Consider the following 20411-nt stretch of genomic DNA (forward strand, 5'->3'; position numbering starts at 1 on the left):
TTGACTCAATAGTTGTCCTTAACGATAGAAATTACCCCGAACGCTCATCCCTATCGATGAACAATCTGTCGCAGCAGATAATTCCAGATCTCCGGGATGGGGTGGCGAGGCTGGCTCAGATGGGAAGTTTCTCCCGTAAAAGCCATGTTCCATTGTCCTTGCTCATGGACCAGTTTGGTTAACCCACAGGTGGGAAAGCGAACGGGAGAGTGCTGATCGACCAGTCCCCAAGCGGCTCCCTTGCCAATTAACTCATGGGTGACGATGAGCAGCGGCCCCGAAAAGGTCTCCACCAATAGCTGAAGCGCTTTTCCTGCTCGGACAAGTGCCTCTGCTTCAGTTTCTGGGAACGAGGGAAAAATGTGGCTCCGGTAATGTCGATCAATTTGAGGGAAGCGATCGGCCATCTCACCAACAGGCAGCGGTTCTGGACAATGCTTAAACAGCTTGGAACTCATATGCTCTCCCAATCCAGCCTCCAGATGGATGGGCAAATTCAAAGCCGTTGCTGTATGGGCCGCCGTCACTACGGTTCGTAAAAAAGGGGAGGCAACGATATGCTCGATGGGTTCTGACTTAAGACACCGAGCCACATCCTGAGCCTCCACCACCCCTGCCGCTGAGAGACCTGGATCATGAGGACGTTCTGCCCGTTTGCGCCAGCCTAAGTCAGCATAATCTTGCCGATGGCCATGGCGTGCAATCCAGACTACTTCAGACATATTGGCACCCCAAATTAGGCAGGGATTTCAGTCTCTATTTGAGACAGAGCAGAAGCAAGGGTCTCTACAGTTTGGCGAATTTGGGCTTCCGTATGGGTGCTACTCAGGAAAAAGCGGAGTCGAGCCTCATTTTGGGGCACCACAGGAAAGGTCATAGGTTGGACATTAATCCCTTGGTGAAAGAGCTGCTGGGATAGATGCAGCGCTTTGAGGGTATCGCCCACCATCACAGGAATAACAGCCGAACCGCGACTGGTCCCGGTGTTCAACCCTTTTTCTTTAGCTAAGTCTAGAAATAATTGAGCCCGAGCATGAAGCCGAGCCACGCGCTCTGGTTCTTGCTTTAGGACCTGTAGTGCCGCCAAAGACGCAGCCGTATTGGCAGGGGTAATGCCAATGCTATAGATAAAGCCGGGTGCCGTACATTTGAGGTATTCAATCAAAGGCTGGGAACCAGCAATATAGCCTCCACAGCTGGCAAAGGACTTACTGAGGGTGCCCATCCAAATATCAACGGTTTTAGGGTCAATACCAAAATGCTCACTAATACCCTGACCGTGCTCGCCCAAAACTCCAATCGAGTGGGCTTCATCCACCATTAGAAAAGCTTTATGGCGTTCTTTGAGTTCAATAAATTTGGGTAAATCGGGAATGTCGCCATCAGCACTGTACACCCCTTCAATCACCACCAAAACCCTCTGATAGCGTTGCCGATGCTGCTTCAAGAGTCTTTCTAGATCTGCTGCATCATTATGGGCAAAGGACATGGCCCGTGCACCTGACAGCATACATCCGAGAAAAATGCTGTTGTGGCTATAGGCATCGTAAAGAATCAGGTCATCACGGCCAAATAAATGTCCAATTGTGGTGACGTTGGTACCATGACCCGCGACGTAGAGAACGGCGTCATCTACACCAATAAAGTCTGCAATTCCTTGTTCAAGCTCTAAATGTAAGGCTTTCTCGCCAGAGACGGGGCGGCTAGCTGAGACTGAAGTGCCATAGCGATCAATGGCTTGTTTGGCTGTGTCAGAAACAGTTGGATGTCCGGCTAGCCCTAAATAGTTATAGCTGGAAAAGTTGATCAGCTCTTTGCCATCAATGCAGGTTGTATCTCGAGCAATCCCTTCATGGACAGAGAAATAAGGGTTGCGGATATCATTCGCTTGCAGTTGGGCTTGCTGCTCTTTGAGCTGAAGATATTCAGGATAGAGATCGAAGCGATAATGTTCGGGAGGAATTTCGGGTTCAGATTCTGCTTTTTTCTGCAATAATTCCGCCAGCAATTCGCGTTTTTCTTCTGCGGAGAGATGATCCAGGGAATTAGAGGAATTACTCATGGGCAACATTATGCTCTGACAACATCGCGTTCAGCAGGCCATCTACTTCATCGTCACTCAATACATCCAATTTGGACAGGAGTTCATCGGCATCTGCGGGTAATGCTGAAGTAGTGGGAGAACTGCCTTCATTATCGGTTACTAAGTGCTCTGATAATTCACGAATATTGGAATAATCTAGAACAAGCATGGGATCCAAACGGCGACCCAGAAAATGTTCCAGTTCACCTGAAATATTGACGACTTCTACGGAGTTCATTCCGTAGTCAATGAAATCCACATCGATATCAATTTCCTCTGGACTCATTTCCAAAGAAGTTGCCAAGTGTTTTTTTAACCAGGCTTGAATGTCTGCCAATGTAGGGGAAGTCTGCAGGGGCGAAACAGTTCCCTGAGACTGTGCTTCCGCTACAGCGACCGTGCTTTGATAGTTATCCTGGATTGGCATATTGTTTTTACTCTAATTGCTTAAACAACAGGTTAAACCGAATTGTGAATTTAAGTTAAAACTTCGGTTCATCATAAAAGATTTATTTAACAGCAACAAGGTGGCATGTAGAGATTACTCAATTGGCCCATTCTTTAAAGTCCTTAGAACTAAATGTTCTAGTCTCCTTAGTAATGCCGTTGATCAATCTAGCCCTTTGCCGTTATGGGAAAGTTATAACTTAGTCCAGATGGGGTGGGAGTGATCAAGGTTGCTTCAGTCGAAACTGCCTCATGTTACGCATGGCTGATGTCTTTCCTGAGATAAGTGTGTAAGTTGAGACTGACTTTCTGCCTGCAAAAGTTCCAAGGTTTACTGTTTTTTTTAGGCGCGAGGCATGCTCTTGGCTACACTCTCTAAGTCTCCCTCTAGAAATTTGGCTCTACAAGTAAACCGCTGAATTTTACCACTAGATGTCTTGGGAATACTGCCGGGTTTGAGCAGCAGCAGGGCATGAATCTGCAGGTCATGGTCTTTGGCAACCGCCCGACGAATTTGGGTGAGGATGTCTTTTTCGACGGCGGCAGGTTCTGAGTCTGAGGTCAGGGTTGTGGGAGGGACAAAATTATTGAGCTGAGCGGTTTGGGAGGATGGCTTCTTGCCATTTTTTTGATAGCGATTGATATAGTTCCGCTCCAACTCCGCCACTACTACTAGCCGTTCTTCACCTGCTTCTGTAATCGAAAATGCAGCGGCACAATTGGGTCGAATACCGGGATAGCTTTGGACCACGGTCAACTCAATGTCCTGGGGATAATGATTACGGCCGTTGATAATAATCACATCCTTTAAGCGACCCGTCACAAAAAGCTCGGAACCCACCAAAAAGCCATAGTCTCCAGTCCGTAGAAATGGGCCAGACCCGGTATCTGCTAAATGGGCCTGAAAGGTTTCTCCAGATACTTCTGATTGCCGCCAGTATCCCTGGGCAATGCTTTCGCCAGACACCCATATTTCGCCGACTTCTTCTGCTGAACATTGTTGGAGGGTTTCAGGATTGGCAATAACGATTTCCTGGCCTTGGAGGGCGGAGCCGCAACCCACTAAGGTGCGGGCATCGGCATCTTTAGAATGGGCAGAGACAACTTGATGTTGTTCTAGGGCTGCGCCTTGGACTGTTTTTAGAGCGGGTTTGGCATTTCTCTGTCCCCCGGAAACGATCAGGGTGGCTTCGGCAAGGCCATAGCAGGGGAAAAACGCTTCAGACCGAAATCCACAGGGGGCAAATTTGGTGGCAAAGTCTTCAAGGGTTTGAGCGCTGATGGGTTCTGCTCCGTTAAAGGCCACCCGCCAGGAGCTCAGGTCCAATCCCTGGAGCTGCTCTGGTTTGACTTTGCGCAAGCATAAATCATAGGCAAAATTTGGCCCACCGCTGGTAGTGGCTCGATAGCGAGAAATCGCTTGTAACCAGCGAATAGGACTTTGCAAGAACATAAAGGGGGACATCAACGCCACGGGGAACCCTCCATATAAAGGCTGCAAAATCCCACCGATCAAACCCATGTCGTGATAAGGCGGTAGCCAAATGACCCCTTGGCATTGGGAACTATGCTCAAAGCATTGATGAATTAGAGATAGATTCTGTAAGAGATTGTCATGGGTGATCATCACCCCCTTTGGCGTTGCGGTTGATCCAGAGGTGTATTGAAGAAAGGCTAAATCTTGTCCTTGGGGATGAATCTCTTGCCAGGCTTGGCGGGGTTCGGTGACGCTGAGGCTATCGGTCGCCAGCCACTTGAGGGCGCTCAACTCTGCTGCATCAATCAGCTGTCGTTCGAGTTTCGACAGGATTTGGGACGTTGTCAGGGCAAAAATGGCTTGGGAATCAGCAATCACGCTTTGCAAGCGCATCAGGGAGCGATTGGGACGGGGTGGATAAATCGGGACTGCCGTGACGCCTGCATAGAGGCAGCCAAAGAAGGCGGCAACATATTCTAATCCGGGCTGATACACCAATAGGGCTCGGTCACCCGGTTGGCAAGCAGACTGTAACGCGGCTGCGATCGCACGGGCCTTAGCATCCAACTCTGCATAAGTGAGATGGAGGGTTTCATCTTCACCATCGACTAAAAAGGTAAAGCCTTGATGATCTGGCTGGTGAGCCGCTCGATAGCGGAGTAAATCCACCAAACTTTCCACCTTCGGTGGGCAAGTTCCTTCGACCTTGGCGTCCCAATTTGTTGTTTCAGCCACGTTATACTCCATCCTGACTACAGGATTATGAATTCGTTTTCGATTTGAACAGCCCTTGTAACCGCTGATCCCATTTCTTTTGATTGGTCTCTGCATCTTTGATATAGGGAGACCAAGCAATCAATTGGATAATGAACTGATTCAGTAGGGAAGCAGGGAATTTTAGAGGACGGACAATATCGACAAAAAGGACGACCCGAACTTCATCGGTATTATTCCAGGCCTCATGCTCGAAGGAGTCATCGAACACTAGGCTTTTGCCTTCTTGCCAATGGCGCACATCATCTCCCACTCGAATCCCGCAGTCTGAAGCGGCCTCGGGAATGACCAGTCCCAGATGGTAGCGCAGAACGCCATTAAAGGGGCCACGATGGGGCGGTATTTGCTTTTGTGGCAGCAAAATAGAGAAAAAAGCAGTCTTTACACCGGGAATACTGGCTAATAGTTTCGCCGTTTCCGGGCAAAGACGACAGTTTTGCTCTGCCGTCACCCCGTAGGCATAAAAGAAAAAGGTTTTCCAGCGCTGATCATTCGTGATGTTGTACTGATCGGGGGAAATGTCTTGAAAATTAGGGAGGTCATCTCTATATTTAAGAATTTCATCTAATTCCTTACGGATAACCTGCCAATTATCCTCAAAAGTTTTTACCCATTCAAACTGAGCGGTATCAAAGAACGTCGAGTTTCCCACCAGGGAAGCAGACCGAATGATGCGCTCTAATTGACGCAGCAGATTTTCACCTGCTTTTAGGGCGACCTCACGGTTCTTAGTTTTGAAATCGGTGTAAAACTGGCTCAATGCACTCATAAGTTAGGGGGTAGAAATCAACAATTGGGCGCATTAACACTCCAGCCAATGTACACCATGATCTGTCTCGATGCTATTGGGACCCTTTAGCCGCTGATAACGCATCAAATCGCTGGTCCCATTTCTTTTGATTAGCGGCTGCACCTTGAATATAAGGGGACCAGGAAAAGAGCTGAATCACAGCTCGGTTCAACAGAGAGATCGGGAATTTAACCGGCCTAACCACATCCAAAAACAGGACGACACGTACACTATCCGCATCGTTCCAAGCCGTATGTTCAAAAGAGTCATCAAACACTAGGCTTTTACCTTCTTGCCAATGACGAATGTCCTTGCCGACGCGAATGCCACATTGGTCCGTGGCCGCTGGCACCATCAACCCGAGGTGATAGCGCAGGACGCCGTTATAAGGACCTCGATGGGGTGGGATGCGTTGGTGGGGTAGCAAGATCGAGAAAAAGGCTGTTTTTAACCCAGGGATTTGTTCAATCAACCGGGTGGTTTCTGGGCAGCGATCGCAGTTCTTTTCAGCCTTGATGCCATAGGCATAGAAGGCAAACATTTTCCACTGGGTATCTTTAGTGAGTTCAGAGTCATATTCCACCAATTCTTCAAAATTGGGCAATGCCTCTTGGTATTGGAGGACCTGTTCCAACTCTTGACGAATCGTTCGCCAATTCTTTTCCAAAAGAGAGACCCAACTAAACATATTGGGGTTAAAAAAGGTGTTGTGGCCCACCAGGGACGAACGCGAAACCAACCCGCCAATATGTTTGCGCATTAAAGTTTCGAAAAATTCTTTCACGGGACTGTATTCCAATGATGTGTTGACTATCGTAATAAATCCTTAATTCTGATGGCTGAGTGGGACATCAGAATTAGATTAGTGAGATTTCATAATCGCACCTAGGCGTTGTTCCCACTGGTTCTGAAGCTTTTTAGCATCCTGAACAAAGGGCGACCAAGAAATTAAGCGAATAAGGGTCTGGTTGAGGACAGAGACGGGAAATTGAAGGGGTCGGATCACATCGACAATGAGTACGACCCGAACCTCGTTGCTATCGTTCCAGACCTCATGGGGAAATCGATCATCAAAGACTAAACCTTGCCCCTGCTGCCAATGACGAATTTGATCCGCTACCCGCAGACGGCATTGGGTTTCGGGTTGGGGCACTTTTAGGGCCAGATGGTACCGGATGACTCCCTTGAAAACCCCGCAATGCTCGGGAATATGTTTGTGGGGCAACAGGATGGAGAAGAAGGCCGTTTTCATGCCCGGGATGGCTTCGATCAGCTGGCTGGTTTGAGGACAGTGAGCACAGTTTTGAGCCGCTTTTACCCCAAAGGCATAGAAGAAAAAGGTCTTCCAGCGATCGTCTTGGGTGAGACGGTACTGATCTGGCGATAAATCTTGGAAGTTGGGTAGCTCATCCTGATACTGGAGAATATCATCCAGTTCTTGGACAATGATGTGCCAGTTGTTTTCTAGCCTCTTGATCCAGGAGAACTGTTGAGCTTCGATAAAAGGGGTGTTACCCACTAGGGAGTAGGACTCGATCAGACCTTCGAATCGCCGCAATAACTGCTCGGCTCCCTTTAAAAAGAGCTGACGACTTTTAGTCTGCCAATTTCCATCGTGTTGACTGAAAGCATTCATAGCACTGGAGGTTTGAGTAGACCATCTGTCCTTGGCTTTCACTAAGGATGACGACATCAGATCGGGGAACGTTAAATTACGATTGATTCGCGGCCATAGGGGCCATCAAATCTGAGATATTGCCTTGGGTTTCTTGTTTCCACTCAGCAACGGGTTGAAAACTGTTTTCTAAAAATTTAGTTCGACAAGCGCGACGCTGGATCTTGCCACTAGAGGTTTTGGGGATGGCACCCGGCTTGAGAAGCAACACGGCATAGACTTCAGCCATATGGTCTTCGGCAATGGCCAAACGAATTGCTCCGATAACCTCTTCGACGGGTAAGCGACGGAAAAAGTTTCGTTCCACTTCATGGACAATCACCAGATGCTCTTCACCATTCAGGGGAATGGAAAAAGCAGCGCCATGGTTGGGCCGTAGGGCCGGATGGCATTGCTCAACGGTTTGTTCAATGAGCTGGGGATATTGGTTACGCCCCCAAATAATCATCAAGTCTTTAATACGGCCCGTGATATAGACTTCACCATCCTGGACAAAGCCTAGGTCGCCGGTACGTAGAAAGGGTCCTTCGCCGGTATCAGCCAAGTGGGCCTGAAAGGTCTCGGCAGTGATGTCAGGTCTGTTCCAATAGCCTTTGCCGACGCCGGCCCCAGACACCCAAATCTCACCGACTTGGTTTTCCGCACATTTAGTTCGGGTATCGGGATTTGCGATCGCAACCTTATCCTCTAACAACATGCGGCCACAGCCGATAATCGCCTGGGCTTTTTCAGACTCCGGCTCTACAGACACCACTTTATTTTCGGCCAGGGCTGTACTGTCGAGATAGCGAATCACGGGGGGCTCTGATTTCAGCCCCCCGGAGATAAATAGGGTGGTTTCAGCCATACCATAACAGGGATAAAAGGCTTCCCGGCGGAATCCACAGGGACCAAAAAAGTCCACAAACTTATCCAGGGTATCGGCCTTGATGGGCTCTGCCCCAGAAAAGGCTACTTCCCATTTGCTCAGATCCAGCTTGTCTCGCTGCTGCGGCTTTACCTTTTGGCACAGTAAATCATAGGCAAAGTTGGGTCCGCCGCTGGTGGTCGCCCCATATTTAGACACGGCTTCTAGCCACAAAATCGGTTTTTGGATCAGGGAAATCGGCGACATCAGGGTCACTGGGAACCCCCCATACAGGGGTTGAAGAACACCCCCCACCAGACCCATATCGTGAAATAGCGGTAGCCAAATCACGCCTTGACTCGTGTCTGAATGGCCAAAGCCCTCATAAATCAATTTGGAGTTATGGAGCATATTGCCGTGGGTGACCATCACCCCTTTCGGATCTCCAGTGGACCCCGAGGTGTATTGCAAAAAGGCCAACGTGTCCGGCTCTAAGTCGGGCTGCACCCAAGCAGAGGCCTGATCCATGGGCACGGTATCCGTGGCCAGCCAGGTCAACTTATTTAAGTACGGCGCTAAATCAGGATTCTTTTTTAGCTGGGTTTTGAGATGCTCCAAAAATCCTGCTGTAGAGATCAGTACAGTCGCTTCCGAGGCTCGGGCCCGGATTTGGAGTTTGGCAATGGCTGCGGATTTACGGGGAGGATTATCGGTGACGGCCACCACCCCGGCATAAAGACAGCCAAAAAAGGCCGACACAAATTCTAGTCCGGCATCGTAGGGATAGACAACCAGAACGTTGGTGCCACGGGCGGTCAGGGCTTGTATTGCGGCTGCGATCGCACGGGCTTGCAAATCCAAGGTGGCATAGGTGAGAGTGCCGGATTCAGTTTTACCATCGGCTAAAAAGGTATAGGCATCTAGATCAGACTGGTGCTGAGACCGCTCTCGAAGCAAATCGACTAGAGTTGAAGGCTGGGTCATAGGGGCAATATCCGCAATAGCAAAATCCTAAGTTTGAGAACATAAACCCGCTAGTACTTACATCACGACAAAGGCGGATCTGCATCACATTACTGTAGTTGAGGGATGCTTTAGACTTCAAGTATTCTTGCGTGCACTAGCCGTTTCTTACTCTTAATCAGACATAGTATTAGCCCTCTAGTTCTTACCTAACGATGGATTTGCCGATCAACTGTGACGGTCAATTTTGTTGCATATTCGATCCGAAAATGCCATTTCGCCTGTCCATACTAGCGGTAGTTATGAGTCTGTTGATTGCCCACTCACCATCTAGCTTTCTGAGGTAAATACCTAGATTTCGCCCCTTAGATATTAGGCGTCTTAGACTCGGTTCTTAAGACAAATCACCACTCTAAAGGGATAATAGCTACTACATGCATGAAGAATTAAGGCTCTAAGATTTTGTTTCTCTTATAGGAATGCACCAGAAAAGCGTTTACTAAGCTTGGTTGGAGAAGGTCAATCTACCAGTCAATAAATGAACCTCATGGTCCCTATTTACCTGTTTCTTGGTCATTTCTTTTACCCCACTCATTAATCACTCCAAAAATCCAAGCAAGCAGAGTTAGAGAGACTAAGAACAATAATTATTTCCAAGAAAAAATAGCCGACAATCGTAGCTATCGCGAACAGAGCCTCTGCCTAGAGCATAAGACCCAACAGTGGAGAAGGAGCCTAACCATGCAGTGTTTAAAGATGTTATTACCCAATTCAACCTCTAATGCCAAACTTGATCACACTACAAACTGATGAATAAGTTTTGGCAACACAAAACGATTTTTCGCCTCCTGCTGCTGTTCTGCATTGGGCTAGGACTCGTTTTTCTCTTTCAAAAAATCAATCTCCAAGGTCGTGATCTGCTAGATGCATTTCAGCGGTTTAGCATCGAATCCCTATTTCTAATGTTAGGGGTTACTTTGGTACAAATGGCCTTTCAGGTAACTCGTCTCTGGGTGCTTTGTCCTCAATCGGCAGGAGTGAGTTGGGCACAAGCCGCAAATACTTACGTATCGGGCCAATTTATTGGCAATTTTGTTCTCAGCCAAGCGGGGCATGCCGTTAAAATTGCCCTGTTGCGCAAGGATAAAGATACCAAGGGCCGAAAAATTGATGCAGCTGAGGCTACAGCCGTCATCCTAGTGGATAAAATGCTAGATGTCGGCATTCTGGTCACCCTAGCTGTTCTATCAGCATTACAAGTCTCCGTCGGTTTGCCCCAAGTCGATTGGTGGGAAAAAGGTATTATTTTGCTGATCGGCATCCCTTTTCTAGGGGCCGCATTGTGGGCCATCCTCCGAGGTTTGCGCCAACGGTTTCCAAAATTACGTCAATGGTTCCGAAAGTTTAAGATCGGACTAGCTGTAATTCGTAATCCTCTCCAAATTCGTAATGCTGCGGTCATGGACTTGGGAGACTGGTTTACGGAATGTTTACTGTTGCAAATGCTGTGCATGGCTCAAGGTCATGTCCTGTCTTTACCCCAACTTTTGATCTGCTTGTTTGTTCTGAACTTGGGGCTGACAGTGCCTACGACTATGGCCAACCTGGGTACCTACGAAGCTGCCCTAGCCTTTTCTCTCAATGGTATGGGGGTGCCCCTGGCGCAAAGTGTGGTGATTGCAACGATGTTTCATGCTTATCAACTATTCAGTTTGCCTGTGTGGACGTTTATCCAAAAGCTGAGTTATCGCTTCTCACCAAAGTTAGACTCGACACTGTCCATTCCCATTCCTCAAAAACGAACAAAAGTTACCTCCAAGTAACTGATTTATAGGCATATGCCCCTTCTTTTTCAGTAAAAGAACTGATGGGCTGAGTCAAGCGGTTGTACAATCGCGAAATTGAATATAAACGAGCTACCGTAGTCTTGATATTTGAAAGGCTAACGTCTAGATAAGTTAAAACTCTTATCCTTTCATCAGCTTAAACCTGTACTTCTTCGTAAAAGTAGTTGAAGCTAGGGGATAAACCCAAACTAATATTAAAGCAGGTATAGAATGAGGGGCTATCTGAAACGAAGCTTTACCCATAAATCCTAAAACCCTCTCTAAGCAAGGCTTAGACTTTCCTAGAAAGTCTCACCTAGAAATGTTAATCTAATAATTTAGCATCTATATTTTTATACTGACTGAGTTTTATATTTTCATAAAATAAATATCAAAACAAGATCAAAGGATAAAAATAATCTTATTAAATCAACAGAAAGTCATGAATATATCTCTTGCTCTGACTTTACTGACATTGGCATATTTTCATTTAAATGCAAGCAGTTCTTTTGACTTAAATAATAAGCCAAAATACCAACTATAAAATTAGATATTATTGCTGCAGTAAAAATCCCTGTCAAGCCACTCATATTGTTACCAATATAGGCAACAGGAATATAAATAATAAAGAATTGAAGGAATGAAATTGATATAGCCGGCAAGGGTTTTCCCATCGCATTAAATGCTGAGCTTGCAACTAAAATAATGCCAACCATGCCATAGCTAATGGGTACAAAAGAATAATAAGTAGCCGTAATACCAACAACATCTAAATCTTGGTTAAAGTATGTCGCAATAGTTTGCCCTGAGAAATTCAAAACAACTGCAACAAATAAGCCCCACCCTAAACAAAATCTATAACTATATTGAAGAGCTTTTCGAACTCTTCCAAAGGCATTGGTTCCCCAGTTTTGCCCCACAAAAGGACCTATACTGGCAGCCAACGCAGAAACAGTGATCAATGCAAAAGACTCTGTTCGAGTTGCGATACCAAAGCCAGCAACTGCTGCAGAACCATGACTAGAAATTAATCGAGTGATAATACCAGTGGCAAAGGGTGTAAGCAACATTGCGATTGCCACTGGACAACCAATTTTTAGAATTTCTTGCCAGCACTCAATGGTCTTTTGAAGACTAGGATGTTTCCGGGATAAGAGATTCTCCTTGACGCGCAGGACAAAAAGAACTGCTAGTAACGTGAATGCTCTTGAAATAACGGTTGCGATTGCGGCCCCTTGCAGCTCCAGTCGAGGGAAACCAAATTCTCCAAAAATAAAGAGTCGATCGAGAAAAAATATTTAATGCTGCAGCAAAAGCCATTATGATTGTTGGCGATAGCGTATTCCCCGCAGCTCGAATTGCATTGGTGCCTACCATTGGAATAACTAAGAAAAGCATTCCTAAGTACCAAATTTGCATATAATCTTTGATATAAGGCAAGACATATGGTCCTGATCCTAAGAGTTGAAATAAAGGTTCAATAGTAAAGAAACCAAGACTTACAAAGAGCATAACGATGACTAGGGAAAGACTCAAGCTTGCAGTAGTATATTGCTGTACTTGCTTCAAATTGCCTTTACCAATAGCTCGGGAAATGACTGAAGAGGTTCCAATTCCCAACCCCATCGCAAGACTGCCAAAAGTCATCACTACGGGAAAGGTAAAACTCATCGCTGCGAGCTGGTTGGTTCCTAGCTGTCCGACAAAATAGGTATCAATTAGATTAAAAGCAATAACTGATATGATTCCCAATACCATGGGAGCCGTCAGTTTGAGAAGAATAGGCCCTATCGGTCCTTCGGTCAATTTACGTGTCATGAGCTGAATTCTCGAAACTGTATATTCTCGGATGCAGTTGAAAGGAAGAACTCAAGTCAAGAATTTCTAGTTCTTACGAATTGAGCACCAAATTTTAGTGAACATAAACCTAGTATTTCGAACACTGTGGCGGGATAACATCAGGCCATTGCGAACATTAAGAGTTCTGTTCACTAAACCAACTGCTTCTTTTTCGTTGAACTAGAATAAGGAATCAATAGTCAGTAACAATCTTGAATTCGTTGCCAAACAATAAGCAAAGCCTTTGACTATCCTGCTAATCTTTTGAACGTCATAGATTATGATAGGTGCCAAAGTAATTTGGTGATGTATACCAATATTTCCAGATACAGCAAAAGCCTTACATAATCAAAAAAAATAATTCTAATACCAATTACCAAAATACCAATTGCTTTTTGAGATAAACTACTCAATCTTAAAAAGCAAACAGTTTGCAGAACTTCCAAATATCAATACAGGTCATTTTGCTAGGTAATTGGTATAAGACTTATGAAACATTAAATTCAAAATATTCACACATAAGAATCATATTTCATTCTCTTTTTGGAGTAGCAAACTTAACACTCTCTACTAGAAGCTAGAATTTTCGAGTGGCTAAGCTCTAGTATTTTTTTAAGCTTTTTAATTTTTTGACTTCTATACATAAATCCTGAACTATCTGCTGCAGAAAAAGTCCGGACTTTTTCTGCAGCAGCATAGCGCTATATTACTAGGAACTAGTAATGGCGAGATTAGATGATAGAAGCAGCAACTTGTGCTTCCGATGCACCGCCCTGAACAATTGCGATTAAGTCACCACCAATAGAGATGCTAACTCCAAAAGGTAATGGACCAATGGTACTACCGATGCTGAAAACAGTACCTGGTGATAGCTGAATCTTATCTAGTTGACCAAATCTAAAGTCTTGGATAAGGGCATAATCAGCATCCCCTTCACCCAGGTAATAGTTTTTAGGACCGCTACCTGCAGGTTGGCCGAGGATAGTACCATCATCTCCAAGAACAAAGACATCAGCTCCACGACCACCTCTTAGTTCATCAATTTCACCATCACCAAACCCAAAGGGGTCGATAAAGGGATCGACGCCAACGAGGACATCATCTCCACCACCACCAGATAGGGTATCGTTCGAGAAACCACCGCCAACAAGGGCATCATTTCCTCTCCCCCCTCTGATTTCATCATCGCCGATACTTCCGAAAATAACGTCGTCACCAGCGCCACCATCTAAGAAATCATTGCCATCTTCGGCATCAATGAGGTCGTTACCAGCACCACCGAAAATGCGATCATTCCCACTGCCACCGAAAAAGCGATCATTCCCAGCATCTCCGCGAATCCAGTCTGCGCCATCGCCACCGTTGAGAATATCGTCACCAGATCCGCCGCGAATATTGTCATCGCCAGCGTCTCCAAAGATATTATCTGCACCTAATCCTCCGGCAATAAAGTCATTACCGCCTCCGCCAAATAGGTTATCGTTTCCTGCGTCGCCTCGGATATCATCGTTTCCACCTTCACCAAAGATTAGGTCATTCCCATTGCCACCCCTGATAAAGTCATCATCTCCAGCAGCAGGATCAAAGACCCTAGAATCGCCAAAGATGACGTCATCACCATCTTGTCCAAAAAGCCGATCATTCCCAGCGCCTCCGATGATGATATCTACACCAGCACCACCACGGATCAAGTCATTGCCATTAAGACCAAAGATGCCATCACCATCAGCAGTTCCTGTAATGAAATCAGCGAGATTAGAACCAACAATAGTAGCCATGTGTTTACCTCATTAAAGCTAATACTTCAACGTCAAAAAATAAAACTAATCTAAATGCAGAAATCTTAGTGCCACAAATTAAACATCATCTTTTGATAATGTTTAACGACACTACTTTGTAGTGCCCATATATAAAAAACGCTCAATAATAACGCTCCAACTCAAGAGGGCGTATTAGAAAGTTTTGCCGTGAAATAAATATCACGGTTGCACAGCACGCTATAAATTACATACCTAAAAAATAAAGCACGCAATCCATGAGCTATACATCAAATCAATAAAAGATTCGTCAACAAACCTCTTTATTTCTGAACAAATCCATTGATATGCGTTTTAGATTAATTTTGTGAGACACGTTTAATTTAATCTGAATTAATCCTACATGAGGGATGTGATTTTGTATATATATTTTTTTAATATTTCAATTTCATCTATGCAAAATATCTAAATGAATTACTCTGAAAATAAAATAATCTAATAATCCTTAGACATAATAAAAAATTTGGAATACTATGACATATCAATAATATATAAGCGATCAAACTATATAAGTATGATTTTAAATTTGATTGTGATTTAAATCACGGTAAATTTTTGCTGTTTCTGAAGATAGTATTAAGATGCCCTAATCTTGCAAGCTCAATACTAGCAGTGCCTTCACAGCAGTAAGTAGGTTTAGACTCAAGTAAAGCGAAAGAAAATAACACTTAAGTTTTGATTAAATTCAAACCAAGCCCTCGTCTGCCAATAATTTAGATATTTTATATATAAGCCAATCTCATTCAGGGGATAATGATAACTCTCTAAAGCTATAGATATAGAGGTTTTAATATGAGTATCAGCCAGATAAATCTGTTTAGATCATGTTGCTGTTATACGAGATTTAGCATCGATTAATGGAAGAATTTTAATGCTATTTTTTTCTCCTATTCGCAAAAAAAATCGTCACTCGCAGAAATTTTTATATGGATACTATAGATTGATATTCTGGAATAAATAATAAGTCTTACATAGCGTAAAGATATTCTATGATAAAAATTATTACCATGAATATTGATGAGTTTAAGCCTTGCTTTTAGTCTACCTATAGAAAGTACAGGCTTTAGCTTGAGATAAGATAGAAACTTAGATTTATATTCACTAGTAACGTCATATGTGCAGTGATTCAAAATCTTTATCCCATATAAGATTAAACCTAGTTGTTTTACGTTCTGGCCACCCCAGAGAACTAGCGATTTGGTATGGGCAATTGTTGAAGCAAACGGTCAACGAAGAAAAACACGATAAGGGTCCTCTCCATTTTGCGATTCAACTTGATGATTCTGTGATTGAGTTTTACCCCCAAAAGTCAGAGAAACCCAACACTCCCATGACATTTGGTTTGAGCGCAGATGTTGATACGTTTGAATATTTGCAAACAACGACTGAATGTAAGAATTTGAACAAAAATAGCTTAATCATCAGTGATCCAGAGAATAATCAGATCATTGTGCATAAAATGGCCGTTTAGAATCGTAGAGATTACGTTGGAACAGATATTCTTGTTTACACGCCATTTTGGTAAATCTTTTGAAGCTATTGAAAGACAGATCTCTAACTTAAGCTTTGCCCTCAAGTCGAAAGCTGGGGTCAGGAATAATTCCTTTAGTTGCACGCTGGGTTAAAGTGCGTTGCCAATTAATCGCCAATTCTGGACACCTAGCTAACTCTAGGGTGGTTTCTCGATCGTCAAATTGATGGTGCATAACCTGATTGGCGCGTGCAACTGACCACTGTGGATAGGGGCGATCACACAAGACCAAGGATAAATTAGGTTCAACATAGCCTTCCTGTAGAACTCGGAAATACCAGCCCGTTTTGCCATTATTTTGCACCTGCAAGGCTAAATCTCGAATGTGCCAGCGACGCGATAGTTTCCAACAAGGTTGCCGAGGTTGTGAAATTTGAATTTGAGCTTCACCCAGTTGGTAAATATCACCAATACAAACTGATGATTCCGTTTGTCCCGCGATCGTGAAATTTTCGCCAAAGGCACCATAGGAAAAATCTGACAATTGGAGCGAAGCTTGCCAGCTTGGGTAATGTTCTGCGGCATAAGCCAGAACCGCTTTTTCCGTGCCACCGTGATGTTTTAAATCGGCTTGGCCATCACCGTTTAAGTTAGTCAAACCTAGCCAGATTTTCCCCTGAGTCGGCATCTTCAAGAAGCCAGTTGTCCAGGGTCGGTCCATAAAATCAGTGGCTCCCTCCTTCCCTAGGGTTTGGGGTAAGCCCACCTGAATTGAAATAACGCGAGGTGTCATATAAATTTCTGAGTCACAGGCAAAGTTGATAGTGGCATCCTTTGATTTAAATGCAGAGGGTAAAGTCTGACTTTTAACCTAACAGGAGGGCTACTCATCAGGTGCGACCCAACCATGCTCCCTTAACATTGCTCGGATTGTGGTGTTTTTGCAGGCTTGTTATTGGGAAGCACATCAAAAGCGGTTATTCCACAACTCGTTGTATACAAGGGGGTTGCCCCACCTTTAAGTAGGAGGTCAACCATTTTGATATTGCCAGTCGAAATAGCACAGTGGAGCGGGTTGTCATATATTGCCGAGACAGCATTCGGATCGGCCCCAAGGTCAAGCAATACCATGGCCGCTTCAAATGCCCCGACGAACACAGCATTAATCAATGGCGTTGTATCATCCTCGTCACGCTCATCAATAGGCCAGCCCCGATCTACTAGAAAACCTATACCGTCAGGATAATTCTCGATAGTCAAGAAGTGAAGGAACGATTCGCCAAGTAATGTTGCCGATTTTAGCTCAGGATGTTTTTGCAACAGCCTATCTGCTAGCGGCGGATCCAGTAAAGCTGCATCCACGAATCGTCCAACAATTTCACGTGAAACCGTCATGCTCTGAACAGGGCTGCTTCCAAACGATCTGCCAACCTTTGAATATCGTGGGGACGTGCAATCCCGTTAATCCACTTGGATGGAATATTCTCAATTCCATAATGGATACCTGCTAATCCTCCCGTTACCGCTGCAGTCGTATCTGTATCTTCACCCAGATTGACGGCCTTCAATACTGCCTCTGGATATGATGATGTCGTCAGCAAGCACCACAGGGAGGCTTCTAATGTGTCAATCACATATCCTTCTGAATGGATACTTTCAATGGGCAAATTTTCGATGTCACGGCTAAATATCCGCTCAAAATGGTGCTTTTCTAAAAGATAGGGAAATGCCTGATAAATCTCCTCAGCTTGCTCCAATCCTTGGACATAAGCCTCTCCCGGACTAGCCCCTTCAAGCAAGGTTACTGCGATACAAATGTAAATCCCGCAAGCCATTTGTGAGCGAGGATGGGCATGGGTGATGCGAGAGACTTGATGAACCCTGTCAATCAAAGTGGGTAAGTCTATCGTTTTGTAGCAGTATGCCATGGGTAAAATTCGCATCAGTGAACCATTGCCATTGCTGCGCTCCACCGTATCACCGGCTTCTAACGGTGCAACACCATTTTGCAGCTTCTGAATGGCCATCTGGGTAGTAATGCCAATATCAAATACTTTCCCCCGTGCCGTCCATTCCTGTTCGTAATACCAACGACAAAATGACTGAGCAATGGCCTGGAGCGAAAACCCATCACATAGACAATCCGCGAGACAAAAGGTTAAAGAACTGTCATCCGACCATGTTCCAGGGGGTTCTTTCCATTCATTACGGCTATCCAGTTCAGTAACCGGACTCTCTATCAGTTCTTCTCTACTCAGGAATTCGACGGGTACCCCCAATGCATCTCCCACACATAAACCCATCAATCCCGAACGTACTGGTGAGAATGGAAGGTCTGTAGAAGCTTCTTCAGTGATGAGATTGACCATCTTTTCCACACAAGTCCTATGGAACTGCCGATACAACTTTAACAACTGGATAGTAGAGGCTGATGCCAACCTGTCTTTAGCTAAATTGCATTTTGCTTCCAGGTCTTAGATTTGGGGCAAGGTCTGCAGCCATTTTTCAGATATTTAAACTTTTGCAACAAGATAAGGTCACGACTTTATGGGCTTGCTTAGAATATTAACGAACGTACGTTCACTATATAGGAATGCCAACATTGGAGATTACTCAACCTAAACGTTCTTATCGTCGTGATGGGAAACAAGCCATCTTAGAGGCGGCCCTTGAGTTGTTTACCCATCAAGGTTATGAGGAGACTTCGGTTGAGGATCTACGTAAAGCTGCAGGATTTAAATCAAAGGCTAGTCTCTATGCTCACTTTGAAAGTAAAGAAGCGGTTGCTGAAGCATTATCAGTGCAAATTTTTAAGCTGACCGAGCGTCAAATTCTGATTGAGTATGAGAAGGCAGGTTCAGATCCCCTTGAGATTCTAATCGCAATTACCAAAGGCTTTATTCGTTGGGGCCTTGAGCACCCAAAAGAATATACCTTTCGGTTTATTCGAACCCAACAGAATCGCCTGGTTCAAGGCCAATATGACTACACGACGGATCAGTTCTCAATTGCTTACGGCAAAATGTTGGAACTTCTCCAATATTTACGCCAGCAATACCCCGTCCGCCAAATTGCAGATGAAGCATTAATCAGCGTCACCCTGGGATTGGTGAGTCGATCTGTGATTGATCGGGAAGCGTTTGGCAATATTAGCCTTGAGGAACAGGTCAACCAAGTGTTGGAACTCTGTATGGGAATATTTTTCTCTGAACCCATCTGATGGGTTGAAACTGGCTCTGCTTCATTATCCCCTCACAATAGTTCAAATCTAATCAGTAAAGAGGATAGATCTCTTGCCTTTTCATGGCTATTTGTTCATGAAAAAGTTTGTTGATGATTTTTGTATTGCTCTATTGAGCAATGGCTCGCCCTGTTAGTGCAAGTTCGATGAGTGCATTTTCACATAATCCTACGGAGAACGATGACTAATGTCCAAAAATAACCCTAAGCAGTTAGGAGAAACAATAGATCGCTTAGTCCAAATTAGAGATTTATGCTCAAATCTGGCTCAATCAGTAGATGCAGGGCTAATTCCAGCTCAGATAGCCGAAATTTGCGATATTGGTGCTGAAGAACTCCAGGATATTGGCCAACAACTGAGTCGATTGCATACTTCTACCCAAAATTGATCGACATCTTGCTCGAACAATTCATATTGGACTATCAAGTATCTTCCATTGATATACTGCCAACGGCTGAGGGCTTAACATTTTAGATTAAGCTAAAACTCTCTCTAGCAAGGGATTTGAAGCTCATGAAAAAAGTAAACTTTCAACTCGTTCGGAGTATAGTCCAATATGAATTGAGCTAATTCAATTTAATGCAAGGGCTTCGGACGAGGTTATTTCACACTCGAAATACTTGAACGGTTTCAGCACTCCTTCAGTGCTGAAACCCACCATTGATGTTTGGGATATTTATTAAAACTGCTGTCACTGCCTTCTTTTAATTAAGAAATTAATCCAAGGGTAGCAATACAAGATTGCTTTTCTGTTCTAAAGGTAAATCGTTGAATCATGGCTTCCACTGATGCTAGAGGAAGCGCATCAATAATAGTGGCTCGGAACATAATAGTGGGTCGCTCAGGAACCTCAATACCACAATGTTCAGAACGTAGAAAGATTCGGTTGATTGGATCTTGATCAATAGAGACCTGAACCCCTAATTCTGGATGCTGGAGGAAGGCTTGAAACATCTCTAACTGTTTCCAGAATTGGATCGTACTAGACTTGAATTCGATGTGTAAAGTCATAGCATAACTCCTGGTTAAGCTTTTATTAATTATGCCCTCAACACAATTGTTAGCTTAAATATTCATCGAAATCTTTATTATTTAGCACTCTTAGAGTGTGAGTGCTAAATATAATGCTCTTCCCAGAAGTTATTGTTGAGGAAAACCAAT

At 44.5% G+C, this 20411-nt stretch carries 19 protein-coding genes; 4 read left to right on the forward strand and 15 right to left on the reverse strand.

Annotation, left to right across the window (positions count from 1 at the left end):
* Window positions 1-50: 50 nt before the first annotated feature.
* The 8 genes from HRE53_RS02985 to HRE53_RS03020 form a co-directional block, all read right to left on the reverse strand.
* Window positions 51-722 (reverse strand): histidine phosphatase family protein, encoded by a 672-nt coding sequence (locus HRE53_RS02985; RefSeq protein ID WP_235109013.1) that lies wholly within the window; start codon window positions 720-722, stop codon window positions 51-53.
* A gap of 14 nt (window positions 723-736) precedes the next feature.
* On the reverse strand, window positions 737-2062 hold the full coding sequence (locus HRE53_RS02990) for an aminotransferase class I/II-fold pyridoxal phosphate-dependent enzyme (RefSeq protein ID WP_235109014.1): 1326 nt from the start codon (window positions 2060-2062) through the stop codon (window positions 737-739).
* Window positions 2055-2510 (reverse strand): acyl carrier protein, encoded by a 456-nt coding sequence (locus tag HRE53_RS02995; protein WP_235109015.1) that lies wholly within the window; start codon window positions 2508-2510, stop codon window positions 2055-2057. The genes HRE53_RS02990 and HRE53_RS02995 overlap by 8 nt, the downstream gene beginning before the upstream one ends.
* A gap of 363 nt (window positions 2511-2873) precedes the next feature.
* A complete protein-coding gene (locus HRE53_RS03000) occupies window positions 2874-4754 on the reverse strand; it encodes a fatty acyl-AMP ligase (RefSeq protein WP_212662157.1) in 1881 nt (626 codons plus the stop codon).
* 13 nt (window positions 4755-4767) lie between these two features.
* Window positions 4768-5550, reverse strand: coding sequence for an aspartyl/asparaginyl beta-hydroxylase domain-containing protein (locus HRE53_RS03005; RefSeq protein WP_235109017.1), 783 nt, complete (start codon window positions 5548-5550; stop codon window positions 4768-4770).
* A 73-nt stretch (window positions 5551-5623) separates the two neighbouring features.
* A complete protein-coding gene (locus HRE53_RS03010) occupies window positions 5624-6355 on the reverse strand; it encodes an aspartyl/asparaginyl beta-hydroxylase domain-containing protein (RefSeq protein ID WP_235109018.1) in 732 nt (243 codons plus the stop codon).
* A gap of 78 nt (window positions 6356-6433) precedes the next feature.
* On the reverse strand, window positions 6434-7207 hold the full coding sequence (locus tag HRE53_RS03015) for an aspartyl/asparaginyl beta-hydroxylase domain-containing protein (protein ID WP_396133442.1): 774 nt from the start codon (window positions 7205-7207) through the stop codon (window positions 6434-6436).
* A gap of 76 nt (window positions 7208-7283) precedes the next feature.
* Window positions 7284-9077 (reverse strand): fatty acyl-AMP ligase, encoded by a 1794-nt coding sequence (locus HRE53_RS03020; RefSeq protein ID WP_235109020.1) that lies wholly within the window; start codon window positions 9075-9077, stop codon window positions 7284-7286.
* Window positions 9078-9865: 788 nt separating this feature from the next.
* Here HRE53_RS03020 and HRE53_RS03025 point away from each other — a divergent pair.
* On the forward strand, window positions 9866-10879 hold the full coding sequence (locus HRE53_RS03025) for a lysylphosphatidylglycerol synthase transmembrane domain-containing protein (protein ID WP_235109021.1): 1014 nt from the start codon (window positions 9866-9868) through the stop codon (window positions 10877-10879).
* A 443-nt stretch (window positions 10880-11322) separates the two neighbouring features.
* On the opposite strand, the gene HRE53_RS03030 is transcribed toward HRE53_RS03025, so the two are convergent.
* From HRE53_RS03030 to HRE53_RS03040, 3 genes are all read right to left on the reverse strand, one after another.
* Window positions 11323-11952, reverse strand: a complete 630-nt coding sequence (locus HRE53_RS03030) for an MATE family efflux transporter (protein WP_235109022.1) — start codon at window positions 11950-11952, stop codon at window positions 11323-11325.
* Between the two features lie 64 nt (window positions 11953-12016).
* Window positions 12017-12700, reverse strand: a complete 684-nt coding sequence (locus HRE53_RS03035; RefSeq protein WP_235109023.1) for an MATE family efflux transporter — start codon at window positions 12698-12700, stop codon at window positions 12017-12019.
* Window positions 12701-13452: 752 nt separating this feature from the next.
* Window positions 13453-14499: a calcium-binding protein gene (locus HRE53_RS03040; RefSeq protein ID WP_235109024.1), complete on the reverse strand. Its 1047-nt coding sequence runs from the start codon at window positions 14497-14499 to the stop codon at window positions 13453-13455.
* Window positions 14500-15751: 1252 nt separating this feature from the next.
* On the opposite strand from HRE53_RS03040, the gene HRE53_RS03045 reads away from it, so the two are divergent.
* Entirely contained in the window at window positions 15752-16009 is a 258-nt protein-coding gene (locus HRE53_RS03045; RefSeq protein ID WP_235109025.1) for a hypothetical protein, read from the forward strand.
* Between the two features lie 88 nt (window positions 16010-16097).
* Here the strand turns inward: HRE53_RS03045 and HRE53_RS03050 are convergent, their stop codons facing one another.
* The 3 genes from HRE53_RS03050 to HRE53_RS03060 all read right to left on the reverse strand — a co-directional run bounded on the left by HRE53_RS03050 (window position 16098) and on the right by HRE53_RS03060 (window position 18378).
* Window positions 16098-16802 carry an MOSC domain-containing protein gene (locus tag HRE53_RS03050; protein WP_235109026.1) on the reverse strand — a complete coding sequence of 235 codons (705 nt, stop codon included), beginning with the start codon at window positions 16800-16802 and terminating at the stop codon, window positions 16098-16100.
* A gap of 122 nt (window positions 16803-16924) precedes the next feature.
* Window positions 16925-17404: an ankyrin repeat domain-containing protein gene (locus tag HRE53_RS03055; protein WP_235109027.1), complete on the reverse strand. Its 480-nt coding sequence runs from the start codon at window positions 17402-17404 to the stop codon at window positions 16925-16927.
* Window positions 17401-18378 carry an ADP-ribosylglycohydrolase family protein gene (locus HRE53_RS03060; RefSeq protein ID WP_235109028.1) on the reverse strand — a complete coding sequence of 326 codons (978 nt, stop codon included), beginning with the start codon at window positions 18376-18378 and terminating at the stop codon, window positions 17401-17403. The genes HRE53_RS03055 and HRE53_RS03060 overlap by 4 nt, the downstream gene beginning before the upstream one ends.
* Before the next feature lie 224 nt (window positions 18379-18602).
* On the opposite strand from HRE53_RS03060, the gene HRE53_RS03065 reads away from it, so the two are divergent.
* Complete coding sequence (locus HRE53_RS03065) at window positions 18603-19229, forward strand: TetR/AcrR family transcriptional regulator (protein WP_235109029.1); 627 nt, start codon at window positions 18603-18605, stop codon at window positions 19227-19229.
* Window positions 19230-19437: 208 nt separating this feature from the next.
* Window positions 19438-19638, forward strand: a complete 201-nt coding sequence (locus tag HRE53_RS03070; RefSeq protein ID WP_212662168.1) for a hypothetical protein — start codon at window positions 19438-19440, stop codon at window positions 19636-19638.
* 320 nt (window positions 19639-19958) lie between these two features.
* Here the strand turns inward: HRE53_RS03070 and HRE53_RS03075 are convergent, their stop codons facing one another.
* Window positions 19959-20261: a hypothetical protein gene (locus HRE53_RS03075; RefSeq protein ID WP_212662169.1), complete on the reverse strand. Its 303-nt coding sequence runs from the start codon at window positions 20259-20261 to the stop codon at window positions 19959-19961.
* Window positions 20262-20411: the final 150 nt, after the last annotated feature.

Source organism: Acaryochloris sp. 'Moss Beach', from assembly GCF_021497025.1.
GTDB lineage: Bacteria > Cyanobacteriota > Cyanobacteriia > Thermosynechococcales > Thermosynechococcaceae > Acaryochloris > Acaryochloris marina_A.

Excerpts from the sequence above, each read along its gene's own strand:
- HRE53_RS03020 (WP_235109020.1), bottom strand. The coding sequence starts at position 9,077 with ATGACCCAGCCTTCAACTCTAGTCGATTTGCTTCGAGAGCGGTCTCAG.
- HRE53_RS02995 (WP_235109015.1), bottom strand. The coding sequence starts at position 2,510 with ATGCCAATCCAGGATAACTATCAAAGCACGGTCGCTGTAGCGGAAGCA.
- HRE53_RS03055 (WP_235109027.1), bottom strand. The coding sequence starts at position 17,404 with ATGACGGTTTCACGTGAAATTGTTGGACGATTCGTGGATGCAGCTTTA.
- HRE53_RS02985 (WP_235109013.1), bottom strand. The coding sequence starts at position 722 with ATGTCTGAAGTAGTCTGGATTGCACGCCATGGCCATCGGCAAGATTAT.
- HRE53_RS03000 (WP_212662157.1), bottom strand. The coding sequence starts at position 4,754 with ATGGAGTATAACGTGGCTGAAACAACAAATTGGGACGCCAAGGTCGAA.
- HRE53_RS02990 (WP_235109014.1), bottom strand. The coding sequence starts at position 2,062 with ATGAGTAATTCCTCTAATTCCCTGGATCATCTCTCCGCAGAAGAAAAA.
- HRE53_RS03050 (WP_235109026.1), bottom strand. The coding sequence starts at position 16,802 with ATGACACCTCGCGTTATTTCAATTCAGGTGGGCTTACCCCAAACCCTA.
- HRE53_RS03040 (WP_235109024.1), bottom strand. The coding sequence starts at position 14,499 with ATGGCTACTATTGTTGGTTCTAATCTCGCTGATTTCATTACAGGAACT.
- HRE53_RS03025 (WP_235109021.1), top strand. The coding sequence starts at position 9,866 with ATGAATAAGTTTTGGCAACACAAAACGATTTTTCGCCTCCTGCTGCTG.
- HRE53_RS03070 (WP_212662168.1), top strand. The coding sequence starts at position 19,438 with ATGTCCAAAAATAACCCTAAGCAGTTAGGAGAAACAATAGATCGCTTA.
- HRE53_RS03030 (WP_235109022.1), bottom strand. The coding sequence starts at position 11,952 with ATGTTGCTTACACCCTTTGCCACTGGTATTATCACTCGATTAATTTCT.
- HRE53_RS03035 (WP_235109023.1), bottom strand. The coding sequence starts at position 12,700 with ATGACACGTAAATTGACCGAAGGACCGATAGGGCCTATTCTTCTCAAA.
- HRE53_RS03015 (WP_396133442.1), bottom strand. The coding sequence starts at position 7,207 with ATGAATGCTTTCAGTCAACACGATGGAAATTGGCAGACTAAAAGTCGT.
- HRE53_RS03075 (WP_212662169.1), bottom strand. The coding sequence starts at position 20,261 with ATGACTTTACACATCGAATTCAAGTCTAGTACGATCCAATTCTGGAAA.
- HRE53_RS03060 (WP_235109028.1), bottom strand. The coding sequence starts at position 18,378 with ATGGTCAATCTCATCACTGAAGAAGCTTCTACAGACCTTCCATTCTCA.
- HRE53_RS03005 (WP_235109017.1), bottom strand. The coding sequence starts at position 5,550 with ATGAGTGCATTGAGCCAGTTTTACACCGATTTCAAAACTAAGAACCGT.
- HRE53_RS03065 (WP_235109029.1), top strand. The coding sequence starts at position 18,603 with ATGCCAACATTGGAGATTACTCAACCTAAACGTTCTTATCGTCGTGAT.